Source organism: Ruminococcus flavefaciens (genome assembly GCF_900119075.1).
Lineage (GTDB): Bacteria > Bacillota > Clostridia > Oscillospirales > Ruminococcaceae > Ruminococcus > Ruminococcus flavefaciens_Q.
The window spans coordinates 42234-56342 of record NZ_FPIP01000008.1; the positions used below are offsets into that span (position 1 = coordinate 42234).

Consider the following 14109-nt stretch of genomic DNA (forward strand, 5'->3'; position numbering starts at 1 on the left):
TTCACAACAGAAAATTATTTGACGTTTTGATGAAAATTCACAAAAACTATTGACAAGTCAGCAGTATTCAGTTATAATTATGATATAAATCGAATACGTTACGGTTTAATTATACTTTTGCTGAAAGGTGTTGAAAAAATCATGGGCAAATTTATCATCAAGGCTACTAAAACAGGCTTTACATTCAGCTTGAAGGCGGGCAATGGAGAGGTCATCGCTACGGGCGGAGAGGTATACAATACTCTCGCAAGCGTTAAGAACGGTATCGCAAGCGTTGCCAAGAACGCTCCCGAGGCTAATCTTGAGGACCAGACCGTCGAGGGCTTTCAGACAGTAAATAACCCTAAGTTCGAGATCTACAAGGACAAGTCCGGCGAATTCAGATTCCGCCTTAAAGCAAAGAACGGCGAAATTATCGCTGCCAGCGAGGGCTATGTCAAGAAAGACAGCTGCAAGAAGGGTATAGCAAGCGTCCGCAAGAACGCTGTTGACGCTCCTGTTATAGAGCCTGAGCCTGAAAAGAAATGATAAATAACGGACTGTCGCTTCGGCGGCAGTCTTTTTTGCTGTCATGCCAAAATTATGCATAATGCAATATGAATTATGGTTCGGGACACTAAAAAGTATTTTTCTTCACAAAAATCTATTGACAGAACGCCCAAAATATTATATAATAATTATGTTGTATTTATTTGCATAATATTACTATGGCAGTATATGCAGCTTTGTTTTAAATCATTATCCGATGCGGCGATATATATACATAAAGATGTCCGCACGGTCTAAATATGATAACGGAACAAAATTTTGGACGGGGATCATAACGTCCGTCTATCTTTTGCGAGCTTGAAAAACAGCTCTTCATCTATATATTTATAAATGAATAAAATAATGCGGCATTTACCGCCTTTAAGTAATAATTAAAACTATGATACAAACTTTTGATTATTTTTACGAAAAGGAGGTAATGCACTGTATGGATCCAATCATCGCTATTGTTCTTATCATCGCTGCACTGGCAGCAGGCGTTGGAGTGGGTTATGCTCTGTTCTACAAAAAGGGCGTTGAGGCAGGCGTTGAAAAGCGCAAGCGCGACGCAGAAGCAATCGTAGGTTCTGCTGAACAGCAGGCAGAGCGTATCGTCGAGGATGCCGAAAAGGACGCTGACAATAAGAAGAAAAGCGCCCTCATCGAGGCTAAGGACGAAATACATAAGCTCCGCACCGAGGCGGATAAGGAGATCAAGGATCGCAGAGCAGAGCTGTCACGTCAGGAAAGACGTATGCAGCAGAAAGAAGAGAATTTAGACAAGAAAACTGATAATCTCGAAAAGAAGGAGGAGACTCTCAATCAGAAGATAAAGTCGGCTGACGAAAAACTCAAGGAAGCTGATTCTATCAAGAAGAGCCAGATGGATATTCTGGAGAGGATCTCTGAATTTACCAAGGATCAGGCTAAGGAGTACATCATTTCCAAGCTGGAGGACGACCTCGTTCACGAAAAGGCTGTCAAAGTCGCAGCCTACGAGCAGATCATCAAGGACGAATGTCAGGAGAAGGCAAGAAGCTATATCTCCCTCGCTATCGCCAAGGTGGCTGCGGATCAGGTCTCAGAGGCGGCTGTTTCAGTCGTTCCTCTCCCCAATGACGAAATGAAGGGACGTATCATCGGTCGTGAGGGACGAAACATCAGAACTCTCGAAACTCTTACAGGCGTCGATCTTATCATCGACGATACTCCCGAGGCTATTACTATTTCCTGCTTTGACCAGATCAGACGTGAGGTCGCAAGGATCGCCCTCGAAAAGCTTATTTCCGACGGACGTATCCACCCGACACGTATCGAGGAAATGGTCGAGAAGGCTCGCCGTGAGGTAGAGTACAAGATCAAGCAGGAGGGTGAACGCGCTGTCATCGAGACTAACGTTCACGGTCTTAACCACGAGCTTATCAAGCTTATCGGACGTCTTAAATTCCGTACAAGCTACAGACAGAACGTGCTGGATCACTCCATTGAGGTTGCCAAGCTCTGCGGAGTTCTCGCTTCAGAGCTGGGCGTTGACGCCAATATGGCAAGACGTGCAGGTCTTCTTCACGATATCGGTAAGGCTCTTACCTCCGAGATCGAAGGCTCACACGTTCAGATCGGTGTTGATGTTTGTAAAAAATACAACGAAAATCCTGTTATTATACACGCTGTCGAAGCTCACCACAACGACGTTGAGCCGAAAACAGTCATTGCCTGCATAGTTCAGGCAGCCGACGCTATCTCCGCTGCAAGACCTGCCGCAAGAAGCGAAAACTACGAAAGCTATATCAAGCGTCTCCAGAAGCTTGAAGAGATCTGCACCTCCTATGACGGTGTTGAAAAATGCTTTGCTGTACAGGCAGGACGTGAAGTCAGGATCATGGTCACACCTGAGGTCATCAACGATGAGAAAATGGTTCTCGTCGCAAGACAGATCGCTCAGCAGATCGAGTCTGAGATGGACTATCCGGGACAGATCAAGGTCAATCTCATTCGTGAGAGCAGAGTTACTGACTACGCAAAATAACGCACTCTGCTGCGGTACGCTTTTACCGCAGAACGTTGGCTGTCGGGCATATTATGCTCGACAGCCGCTTTTTATTTCACTGTGGAGACATGAGAAATACGCTTATTTCCCGTGCCTTCAGAATGAAATGAGGTTTAAAAGAGAAAAGAATAAGTACAGAGGGAGGTAATGGTATGAAAAAAACAAAAATATGGGGATTACTTACATCTGCTGCGGCTGCGGCAGTGCTTGCGCTGGCGGCTGCTCCGTGGTCGGCTTCCGCTGCGTGGGAGCAGATAGACTACATGGGAGACCTGAACGGTGATAAACAGGTCAACGTGGCTGATCTGGTAACACTGTGCAATCATCTGCACGGTGCAAAGCCGCTGGGAGACAGCAGCGTCTGTACGCTCGGCAGCGGAAAGTATGCCATAAAGACTAACCCCGAAAAGGTGGTGACTGTCAGCGGAGGAGCTTCGGTGCAGAAGGCTGACTTCAACAGAGACGGGGCAGTCGATATATTCGACCTTGTTGAAATGAGGAAGCTTCTTATCTCGTCTGACAAGTACGGTGAGATATTCAGGTGGCATGACGAAACTACCACGACTACTACCAAGCTGACAACAACTACTACAACAACTACTGTAAAAACCACTACAACGACCACAACGACCACTGCTCCGCCTAAGAGGGACTTTATCTCCGCGCCTATATATGATATGTACGGAACCCTGCCTTCACAGGGCAAGGCTAATCTTATAATCTTCTACGTGGATTTCCCTGACTGCAAATTCAAATATGAGCCGTCTATGGAAAGAGTTGAGGAGATAGCCTTTGGTCCCGAGGATCCAAGCTCGCCGCTGTTTCCGTATGAGAGCTGTTCAGCTTTCTATTCGAGAGCTTCAAAGGGCAAAATGAAGCTTCAGGGAAAGGCTTACAGATATACCTGCAAGAAAAATATTGCGTCCTATCAGAATGATATCTTCAAGAAAGACTTTACTACCGAGGTAATAAAGAATATGGACGGCACCGTGGATTATTCGCAGTTTGACGCCGATCATGACGGCATAGTGGACGCTATGCTCTTCTGCGTTCCCAGTTCGTCAGACCAGCAGGAATGGTGGCCCTGCGCAGGAGAATACGGCGGCGACTACTGGCTAAAGCTTGACGGCATGACTATAGGACACGTTATAACGGGAAATGCTGATATTGTCTCGGATACGGACTATTCAAACTTTACCTCTACTTATCTCCATGAAATGGGACATTGTATGGGACTTCCCGACTATTACCTGTATGTAGATGACGGCGAGGACTTCGAGGGACTTCACGGCTCCGCAGGCTATGATCTTATGGACGAGGCTCATTCGGATTTCAGCTCCATATCAAAGCTTATGCTGGGCTGGTACAGAGAGGATCAGATACAGGTCTATGACAGCTCAAAGGGCACACAGACCTTTACTCTTACAAACGGTCAGAGCGACGAGGGCAACTGCCTCATAATACCGAGAGGTACACTGAACAGCGAATACAAATCGGAGTACTTCATTCTCGAATACACCACTCTCGAACAGAACAACAGCGACGTCAAGAGGAACTTCTCGTGGCGGCCTACGGGCAGCGGTATAAGGGTGCTCCATGTAGAGGCTACCGCGTACAACGACGGCTGGTATAATGTTTTCAAGTACGAGAGCGGAAAGGACGAGTTCACGAATAACAACAAGGGAAGACGCTTCGTAAGACTGGTCGATGACGGCGACAAGGATAATCTGTTCAGAACGGGAGATGTGATCAAAGGCGGCATAAGCGGCTTTGGCTGGTATGACAGCGGCGGACGTGAGAGCATCAATCCCGGCGTTATCATCACTGTAGGTGAGAAAAACGGCGACAGCTATACAGTTACCGTTTCTCGCAAATAATTCTGCACAGCAGCAGGAAGGAATTTTTTAGCATGGCAAAAACTATTTTTAAAACCACCGAAAAATCAAACTTTATACTCAACATGACAGAGGAGCAGTATTCAAAGCTTGCTTCACGGGGACTCATAGCAGCAATGCTTGCGGTGCCGCTGTTTACCATTATCCCTGAGGTAACTGATAAGGCAACATATGCCTTTTCGGCAGGCGGACTTGCTGTAGGCGGCGTAATATGCATGATACTCGCCCTTATCGCTCTTATCAAGAAATATATAGGCAAGGGTGCGGTATTTCCTGTCTGTGCTATGGGCGCACTTGTGGGCTGGGGAGTTGTATCCCTTATAAACGGCTATGATCTGAACATTTCCCTCTACGGATATCCAAACAGAGGTGAAGGACTTCTCGCAGTACTGTTCTATTTCGGATTCTTTACAACTGCTGCGGCAATAAAACGTGAAAAGGCTATAGAAACTCTTATAAACGGTATCGTCGGAGTGGGAATACTCAACAGCACGGTATCGCTGATACAGATATTCGGCATAAACAAGCATTATCAGTTTATTTCTATGGGTAATGAAGTTATGGCGGCTTCGGGACTTTCGATGTCTCCCATATTCCTTGCAATGGTGCTGACGCTGGCACTTTCGGCTGCCTTGACAGGCTTTGTTACATCTGAAAACAAAGTGCGCAGGATAATCTTCATCTGTGCCGCAATGCTTTTCTCATTCGTTATCATGTTCACATATACTGTTGTTGGTATCTGCGGACTTGTATTCTCGGTCATCACAGCTGTTATCGCTGTATTTGCCTTTAAAGCTCCTAAGGTGCGCCTTGTATCTGTTATTGCTTCGGCTTCGGGTGCAGCGCTTGCGGTGATACTTGTATTTATGGGGGCTATAGGCAATATCACGGAGTACAGGACCTACGACGGCAGAATCGCATGGTGGGCTGACGCATATATGAGAGCTTCGTCTTCAGGCAACTTTAATTCAAATGTTATCAATATCGACGATCCTGTGGACGTTTATACCTATATGAACGAAAAAACCATTGATATCATCGGAAAGGATCCTGTGACTGGTACAGGTCCCGAGCAGCTTGCTTTTCCGCAGGTGCGTTCAGTAGGCGAGCTTACAGAGATCGAGGATATCATGACGTCAAATGATGGTACCTTCGATAAGACCTATAACGAGTACCTCTATACTGCGGCTACAAGAGGTGTACCGTCGCTTATTGCAATGGCTCTGGTTCTTATCCCTGCCCTTATCATGGGATATAAGGCTTTCCGCAGAAGAAAGAATGCCGAGGCGTTCACGGCTTTCGTTCTTACTCTGGGCGGCGTACTGATGTTCTTCATCAGCTGCAGCAGTATCGCTTATGCGCCTGTATTCTGGGCGGCAGCAGGAACTGCCTGCGTTTCTGTTGAAACGGCAAGGGAGAAGAAGGCTGCCGATAAGCTTGCAAAGAAAAACGCAAAGGCAAACAAAAAGGCATGATGATAAAGCTCTGAGAGTCTGACTCTCAGAGCTTTTTTGCAGATATACGGCGATTTGTGTCAATTTGGTAAGTATCTGCTAACAAAAAACTATTGATTTTTCACGCAGATATGGTACAATAAAAACACGGGGAGCAGAAGCTCCGCGAATAACACGGAGGTGTATGTAAATGGCATATATTATTTCTGACGATTGCGTAATGTGTGGTGCTTGTGCAGGTGAGTGTCCTGTAGGCGCTATCTCTGAAGGCGACGGAAAATACGTTATCGACGCAGACGCTTGCGTAGAGTGCGGTGCTTGTGCAGGTGTATGTCCTGTAGGCGCTCCTAACGCTCAGTAATCACGATAAGAAATGATAAGCAGTTCCATTGACGGAACTGCTTATTTTTTTGCCTGCTTATTCGCAGCAGCCTGAGCGGACTACGAAGGAATTGCAGTCTGTACACTCGGGGACAGTAGGATTGTCCTCGTGTGTGCCTACTGAAATGCAGTCGAGAGAGCAGTAGTTCTCTGATACGAGGTTGTGACGGCACTGGGATACGTCGCACTTGATACTCTTGTTCTTTTTCTGTTCGTCCATGGTTACATCTCCATTTCACATTTTTAACTCCGATCGGGAGCATATCTATTATTAACAGTTTCTTCTGTAATATTCATATCAGAATTATTACAGCATGAAAACAAAATGGCTGATATATTGACTTTTGCGTAAGTTTGTGATAAGATTATCATATGAGGCTATAAGGCTTCTTAATGACATGATTTCACAGGAGGGGATCAGTATGTTTGAAAACGATCACAATGAAAACGGTATGGAAAACACACAGTTTGACAGCCAGCCCGTTAATGACGAGCTCAGCGTCTCAGGCGTTGAAAACGTTACCAAAAAGGGCAGAGGCAGAAAGGCTGCTCTGATAGGGGGAATATCAGCAGCTGTTGTCGTAGGCGGTTCAGCAACTGCATATGCTGCTTCTGATACTGTCAAGAATCAGGTAAAGCTCAGACTGAGCAGCCCTGAGGAGTACTATGCATGGGTTACCGAGAACAACTCAAAGAATCTCGGTCAGATACTCAGCGAGAATTACAAGAAGAGCATTGATAATATGGAAAAGGGCACGGACGCTAAGTTCAAGCTCTCCTTCGAGCCGACTCAGAATGCCAAGGATATGCTCATTGATGAGGTATTCGGCGGCAAATCAAACGAAGAGACAAAGCAGTTTGAGGATATCATCAAGAATAATGACTCTATCGGTATCGCAGTTGACTGTTCCTCAAAGAAGGGCAAGACTGAGGGCAGCTTTGGCCTTGAGCTCAGTGACAAGCGCGTAGTCGGCATTGACGCTGCTATAGACGCTGACACTATGGACTATTTCGTTCGTATCCCCGAGCTCAAGGAGCAGTGGATAGGCGTTTCTCTGGGCGAGACTATGGACGAGCTCATGAGCGACGAGGAGGCTAACGCTGTTCTTCAGACATATAAGGATATCATGAACGATCCTGCTTCATTCCTCTCACCTGAGGAGCTGGAGACAGAGGTCAACAGATACGCAGGCGTATGGGGTAATTTCGCAGAAGAGGTTAAGCTTGAAAAGAAAGAGTCCGTTGATATCTGCGATATCACAGTCAACTATACGGTAGCTTCTGTCAAGCTCACAGAAAAGGACACCGTAAAGCTTGGCGTTGAGTTCCTTAAGGAGCTCAAGGACGACGATATCATCAGGGATATCGTTGTTGACAAGATAAAGGCTGTTGACGATAAGAGCGAGTACAAGGACTCTATCAACGACGCTCTCGACGAGCTTAAGGAACAGCTCGAAGAGGACGATTTCGATGAGGATACTGTATTCACTGTCAATACATATATTGATCCTACAGGTACTATCCGCGGTTTCGGCTTTGAGGCTGAGGAGGAAAAGCTCACAATGGTACTTGGCAAGGACGGCAAGGACGTAAGAGGTGAGATGAAGTTCGTTTCTGACGGCGAAGAGGAGTTCTCTGTAAAGCTCTCAGCTGAGGAAGAGGGCAAGGACAAGTATTCGGGCGATCTTACTATCGAATATCCTAAAACCTCATATGACTACGATGAGGACGAAGGAAAAATGCGTTCAAATACTGAAACACAGAAGGCTGTTATCAAGTTCGACGAGTTTGAGGTAGTTGACAAGGAAAAAGGCTACTTCAACGGCGATTTCGTTATAAATATCCCTGATGTTGATCCTATCGATCTTTCGTTCAGCTCTGACGGCAAGCAGCAGGAAGTAAGCTATGAGATTCGTTTTGACGGCACAGACTACGGCAAGCTCAAGTTCGCTTATTCTGTGGACTACGGCACAAGCGTTGACGTTCCAAGCAAGGACAGCGCTTTCATGGTAGACGTTAAGGACGCTGACAACTTCAAGCTTGAGGAATATGCTACACAGGACGAGTTCAACAAGTTCGCAAAGGGCATTATGACTCAGGTAGGCATCGACGACAAGACAGCCGATGAGCTTGCTAAGTATGCTACAGAGGAGATCTTTGACGCAGCAGACAGCGGTCTCGATATCAATGATGACGATTTCGACTGGGACGATGATGATTTCGACTTTGATGACGAGGATAGAGAGGAGAAGAAGACAACATCATCTGCTTTCGATGACGATGACGATGATTACAGCTTCAACTTCGAGTTTGATCCAAGCCAGTTCAAGTACGAGGACTACAAGGACTTCATGACAGAAGAGGAGTTCAACGAGTTCGTTGAAGAAATGAAGAAGTACTACGACGAGTATTCTTCAACAGCGGGCAGCAGTGCCACAACTACAAAGAAGGCTTCATAATTGAGTCTGTAAATGCCAAAATTAAGACCTCCGTTTATCGGAGGTCTTTTTGTATACTATATAAGGGCGGATAAATCCGCCCTTACGTGTTTATTTTGAGAGTACTTTCAGCTTTGTGAGTATGACGTTTGCGGCGTCAAATTTGCTCATAAGCTCCATTTCCTCGGTGTCGTCCTTGGTTATCATGGTGATGATATTGGTATCCGTACCGAAGCCCGAGCCTGCTGTTCTCAGTGAGTTTGCACATATCATGTCGCAGTTTTTCTTGGTGAGCTTTGCACGGGAGTTCTCGATAACGTTGTCAGTCTCCATGGAGAAGCCGCAGACGACCTGTCCCTCGCGGCGGTGCTCACCGATATATTTGAGGATATCGGTTGTGCGCTTCAGCGGTATGCTCATATCGCCGTCGGACTTCTTTATCTTGCTGTCGGCGGTGGTAACGGGAGTATAATCCGCAACGGCAGCCGCCTTTATTACGATATCTGTGCTGTCAAGGCGCTCCTTTACGGCATTGAACATATCCTCGGCGGACTTTACAGGAACTACATTGACGAACATAGGCGGCTCAACGTCTGTATGCGCCGCAACAACGGTAACATCGGCTCCGCGGAGCATTGCTGCTCTTGCAATGGCAAAGCCCATTTTGCCGCTGGAATGGTTGGAGATGAAACGTACAGGATCAATGCTCTCACGGGTAGCGCCTGCGGTAACGAGTACCTTTTTGCCTGCAAGGTCTTTCTCAAATGCAGCCTCGCGGACTATGTACTCCAGCAGAGTTTCCTCGTCGGGGAGCTTTCCGTCGCCGATATCGCGGTTTGCGAGCATTCCGCGGACGGGCTCGACTATTTCGTAGCCGAACTTTTTCAGTTTTTCTATATTGTCCTGAACTATAGGATTATGGAACATATTGTGGTTCATGGCAGGTGCGATTATCTTCTTGCAGGTACAAGCCATGACGGTAGTTGTCAGCATATCGTCTGCTATTCCGTTTGCTATCTTGCCGATAACGTTTGCGGAGGCAGGAGCTATCATAACTACATCAGCCTTTTTCGCAATGGAAACGTGCTCCACACTGTACTCGAAATTGCGGTCAAAGGTGTCGATAAGGCACTTGTGCTGAGTTAAGGTCTCAAAGGTGAGAGGGTGAACGAAGTTCAGCGAATTCGGAGTCATTGCAACGTGTACGTCAGCGCCCAGCTTTGTGAGCATACGTGCTAAGTTGCATATCTTGTATACTGCGATAGAGCCTGTGACTCCCAGTAAAACTGTTTTTCCTGTAAGCATTCTTTTCACCTCATATATGGAGCTCGTTGGGGCACTCTTCGCCTTTTACGCAGGCGAGAATGTTGCTGACCGTGGTCTCTGCGATGTTGTGGAGAGCCTCCTCGGTAAGGAAAGCCTGATGTGAAGTAACGATGACATTAGGCATGGAAATGAGTCTTGCAAGGGTATCGTCGGCGATGATGTGTCCCGAGAAATCCTGGAAGAACACGTCAGCCTCCTCCTCGTATACGTCAAGGCAGGCAGCTCCTATCTTACGTGCCTTTATGCCCTCAAGGAGAGCCTCTGCGTCGATGAGAGCTCCTCTTGAAGTATTGACGATGACCACGCCTTTTTTCAGCTTGTCAATGGACTTGCTGTCTATCATATGGTAGGTCTCCTCAGTGAGAGGGCAGTGGAACGAGATTATGTCGCTGCGGCTGAAAAGCTCGTCAAGCTCCACATAGTCTATATCGCTGTCCTTTGCAGGGAACTTGTCATAGGCGATGACGTTCATGCCAAAGCCGTGGCAGATATTGATGAAGATACGTCCTATCTTACCTGTACCCACAACGCCCACGGTCTTGCCGTGGAGGTCGAAGCCTGTGAGACCGTTCAGTGAGAAGTTGTGGTCTCTTGTACGGATAAACGCCTTGTGGACGCGGCGGATAGATGTGAGCAGGAGCGCCATTGCGTGTTCGGCGACTGCGTAAGGGGAGTAAGCGGGAACGCTGACTACCTTTAGCTTATCCTTGGCGTACTTGATATCGACGTTGTTGTAGCCTGCGCATCGGAGCGCAAGAACTTTTACGCCCAGCTCGCAGAGCCTGTCGATGACTGCCGCATTGACGGTGTCGTTTACGAAAACGCAGACTGCTTCACAGCCCTTTGCAAGAGCGGCTGTGTCCTCGTTGAGCTTGGTCTCATAGAACTTGAACTTGATATTGTTCTCCTTGCCCAGCTTCTCAAAGGACGGCATATCGTACTGCTTGGTATCGAAAAATGCAACTTTCATGGCGATCCACCCTTCATAATAAGATGTAGTATATGATATTTATACCTGATTTATACTATTTCTGCGAAAACGCCTGCCAGTGAAGCGATATAAGTCTTCTGGACTGTCTCGGCAGGAATGACCTCGCCGTTTATCTCGATATCCTTGGTAGCGCAGGCGTCGGCAACTAAAGTGACCTCATAGCCGTGGTCCATAGCTGCGCGGACGGTAGTGTCAACGCACATATGAGTCATCATGCCGCAGACGATGAGCTTCTCAACGCCGAGACTGCGGAGACAGTCATTGAGCTCTGTTCCGAGAAAGCTGTTTGGGCAGTACTTGTTGATGACGATATCGCTTGGGAGCGGCTTGATGCGCTCGGATATCTCGCAGCCGTAGGTGCCCTCGTTGAAGAAGTCCTCGCTGTCGGGGTTGATGTGCTTGACGTATATTACGGGACGGCCTATGGAGCGGCTCTCTTCGATGAGCTTGATTATTTTCGCCTCTGCCTTCTGCGGCTCGTGGAGCTGGCAGGCTCCGCCCTCGAAATAGTCGTTCTGGACGTCGATGATGAGTAAAGCTTCTTTCATATTCATATCTCCCTAATGCTGTGGTAAATGCCGATGAAATGGCGCTTACGGGCTATATTTTTTGACAAAACCCGTAAAATAACTTTAAAGATAGTATAACATATTGGGGCGGCTGTGTCAATTGTCCGTGCTATGGTCATTATAACGAAATATCACGCCATTTGAGCACAAAAAATGTGAGAGAAATGGTCTGCAAAGCCTTATGGCAAATTTATGCGATAATGCTGTCGGGGAGCAGTTCGGAAAAGGCGTAAAACAGGGGAGTGTAACAAGCGGTCTAATATACAGAAAATATACTGCCTGTAAATATAGAGCTTTGCCGAATTTTGTAGGCTTACAAGCTTGAAATAACGCAAAATAGAGAAACTTGTTAAAGTGCATAAAGCGGGTATAATAATTATAGCAAATTTAACTATTGACTTTTAATACGTTTTGTAGTAAAATATGATTATAGAAAACAGAAAGATAAAAGCCCCCTAATATGGTATTTTTAATACCGAGTGAAGACTTACAGTAACAGAAGCGGCGGATTCGGAGCCATGATTGTAAGTGTTCAAAAGAAGTTATTGAGAGCTTCACCCCTTTATCAGAGACGCGAAACCTGCCTTTACAAGAGAAAAGCGCAGAAAATCATGCACTATGATGACAATTGCGCTATTTCTTGCAAGGGCAGGTTTCGTGCTGTCATACAGCCGCAAAAATGGCGGAGCCGCCGGCATTGCGCCGACGACTCCGCCTTATCCTATGGAATGAACAACATCAATAGCAGCTGAAATCGGGGATTTCATCGTCTGACATATCGCAGAAGATGTCGTCATACTTTTCGTATTCCAATTCGAGCTCGTTTTCGTCGACAGGTCTTTCGATGCCCATAAGGTCTCTTCTTGCGCCCTCGGAAATATCAATGGGAGCACACTGTCCGAGAAGGATTTTTCTTACAGACTCAAAAAACAACTTGTCGATGTCCGAGAATTCGTCCCAGGCAAGCGCTTCGTCGCAGTACCTGAGCATATTCATCGTACTCATTCTGGCGTTCAACATAGTGATCCCTCCTTGACCTTTATTAATTCCCCTTTTTTATATTTATCTTGGAATATTTACTGAGCCGGACGCGGCAGAGTCCTTTCCGATATGCACATATATCATCGAGGCGCGTCCGAAAACAGATATTTATATTCCATCTTTATTATATCCATATTTTGGCCACAAAACAACCCACAATTTACATAAAAAAGTGTAAAAAACGCAGGTTTCAACAGTTGATGTGGAAACAATTTGTAGATATTATATATAATACCGATTGTATTGCTGTGCAAAACGCCTATCGCGTTTAAGACTATTTTAAGCTTGTATTGAACGAAATATGAATTAATACAAATAAATTCATTTATAGCCCCAAATATTCGCAAAACTTGGTCGATTTAAGTAATATAGCCATATAAGCTCAATTCATTAGACAAACATTACGGCGTTTGTGAGCAAATTTTGGTCATAATGAATAATGTCAGCAACAAATGACTTGTTTTTGAAAAAGTTAAGAGATATACTTGGAGATAGAAAAAAACAGAGTTTCTAAAAACTCATGGGGATTACTGAAATCATAAATTTGCTTTTCAAAAAAACAAAGGAGTGATTGAAGTGAAACTTTCAAGAATGAAGAAGATCCTCAGCGGCACAGTTTCAGCGCTGATGATCGCAACCAGCATCCCGACAGTCGCATCTGCTGCCGACCAGCAGACAAGAGGCAACATCGGCGGTTACGACTACGAGATGTGGAACCAGAACGGTCAGGGACAGGCTTCGATGAATCCGTCAGCAGGCTCTTTCACCTGCTCATGGAGCAACATTGAGAACTTCCTTGCACGTATGGGCAAAAACTACGACAGCCAGAAGATCAACTACTCAAAGCTCAACGGCATCACACTTACTTATGATGTTGAGTACACACCTAAGGGCAATTCCTATATGTGTGTATATGGCTGGACAAGAAATCCACTGATGGAATACTACATCGTGGAAGGCTGGGGCGACTGGAGACCACCCGGAAATGACGGAGAGAACAAGGGCACTGTAACACTTAACGGAAACACATATGATATCCGTAAGTCAATGCGTTACAATCAGCCTTCTCTTGACGGTACTGCTACATTCCCACAGTACTGGAGCGTTCGCCAGACCAGCGGTTCAAAGAACAACACCACAAACTACATGAAGGGCACTATCGACGTAAGCGGTCACTTTGACGCATGGTCAAAGGCAGGTCTTGATATGTCAGGTACTCTTTATGAGGTATCCCTTAACATAGAAGGCTACCGTTCAAACGGTTCGGCTAACGTTAAGAGCGTTACCGTTACCACAGGCAGCGGTCAGACAAATCCCACTGTAACAACAGGAAACACACAGGAAGCTCCTCAGGGCGGCGGACAGCAGCAGGGCGGCTTCGACTTTAGCCAGATGGGCGGTCAGCAGGGCGGCTTTGACTTCAGCCAGTTTGGCGGCGG

Annotated in this window: 12 protein-coding genes; 7 read left to right on the forward strand and 5 right to left on the reverse strand. The window is 46.3% G+C overall.

Features of this window, described 5'->3' with window-relative positions; genetic code table 11:
- Window positions 1-141: 141 nt before the first annotated feature.
- The 5 genes from BT105_RS11405 to BT105_RS11425 all read left to right on the forward strand — a co-directional run bounded on the left by BT105_RS11405 (window position 142) and on the right by BT105_RS11425 (window position 6285).
- Window positions 142-528: a YegP family protein gene (locus BT105_RS11405; RefSeq protein WP_028515341.1), complete on the forward strand. Its 387-nt coding sequence runs from the start codon at window positions 142-144 to the stop codon at window positions 526-528.
- A gap of 448 nt (window positions 529-976) precedes the next feature.
- Window positions 977-2554, forward strand: a complete 1578-nt coding sequence (rny, locus tag BT105_RS11410; protein ID WP_028515342.1) for a ribonuclease Y — start codon at window positions 977-979, stop codon at window positions 2552-2554.
- A 173-nt stretch (window positions 2555-2727) separates the two neighbouring features.
- The gene (locus tag BT105_RS11415) at window positions 2728-4452 is read left to right on the forward strand and encodes a dockerin type I domain-containing protein (protein WP_072300859.1); all 1725 of its coding nucleotides are present in this window, start codon (window positions 2728-2730) and stop codon (window positions 4450-4452) included.
- A 32-nt stretch (window positions 4453-4484) separates the two neighbouring features.
- Window positions 4485-5945, forward strand: a complete 1461-nt coding sequence (locus BT105_RS11420) for an O-antigen ligase family protein (protein ID WP_072300860.1) — start codon at window positions 4485-4487, stop codon at window positions 5943-5945.
- Window positions 5946-6114: 169 nt separating this feature from the next.
- Complete coding sequence (locus tag BT105_RS11425; protein ID WP_028515345.1) at window positions 6115-6285, forward strand: DUF362 domain-containing protein; 171 nt, start codon at window positions 6115-6117, stop codon at window positions 6283-6285.
- 57 nt (window positions 6286-6342) lie between these two features.
- On the opposite strand, the gene BT105_RS11430 is transcribed toward BT105_RS11425, so the two are convergent.
- Window positions 6343-6525: a DUF1540 domain-containing protein gene (locus BT105_RS11430; RefSeq protein ID WP_028515346.1), complete on the reverse strand. Its 183-nt coding sequence runs from the start codon at window positions 6523-6525 to the stop codon at window positions 6343-6345.
- Between the two features lie 202 nt (window positions 6526-6727).
- On the opposite strand from BT105_RS11430, the gene BT105_RS11435 reads away from it, so the two are divergent.
- Complete coding sequence (locus BT105_RS11435; RefSeq protein ID WP_072300861.1) at window positions 6728-8764, forward strand: DUF6583 family protein; 2037 nt, start codon at window positions 6728-6730, stop codon at window positions 8762-8764.
- A gap of 90 nt (window positions 8765-8854) precedes the next feature.
- On the opposite strand, the gene coaBC is transcribed toward BT105_RS11435, so the two are convergent.
- The 4 genes from coaBC to BT105_RS11455 form a co-directional block, all read right to left on the reverse strand.
- Window positions 8855-10048 (reverse strand): bifunctional phosphopantothenoylcysteine decarboxylase/phosphopantothenate--cysteine ligase CoaBC, encoded by a 1194-nt coding sequence (coaBC, locus tag BT105_RS11440; RefSeq protein ID WP_072300862.1) that lies wholly within the window; start codon window positions 10046-10048, stop codon window positions 8855-8857.
- Window positions 10049-10058: 10 nt separating this feature from the next.
- Entirely contained in the window at window positions 10059-11039 is a 981-nt protein-coding gene (locus BT105_RS11445) for a 2-hydroxyacid dehydrogenase (protein WP_177243970.1), read from the reverse strand.
- Window positions 11040-11089: 50 nt separating this feature from the next.
- A complete protein-coding gene (locus tag BT105_RS11450) occupies window positions 11090-11608 on the reverse strand; it encodes a cysteine hydrolase family protein (protein WP_072300864.1) in 519 nt (172 codons plus the stop codon).
- 759 nt (window positions 11609-12367) lie between these two features.
- Window positions 12368-12649: a hypothetical protein gene (locus BT105_RS11455; protein ID WP_072300865.1), complete on the reverse strand. Its 282-nt coding sequence runs from the start codon at window positions 12647-12649 to the stop codon at window positions 12368-12370.
- Between the two features lie 597 nt (window positions 12650-13246).
- On the opposite strand from BT105_RS11455, the gene BT105_RS11460 reads away from it, so the two are divergent.
- Window positions 13247-14109: glycoside hydrolase family 11 protein (locus tag BT105_RS11460; RefSeq protein ID WP_177243971.1), on the forward strand; the 863-nt coding region annotated here is incomplete at its 3' end.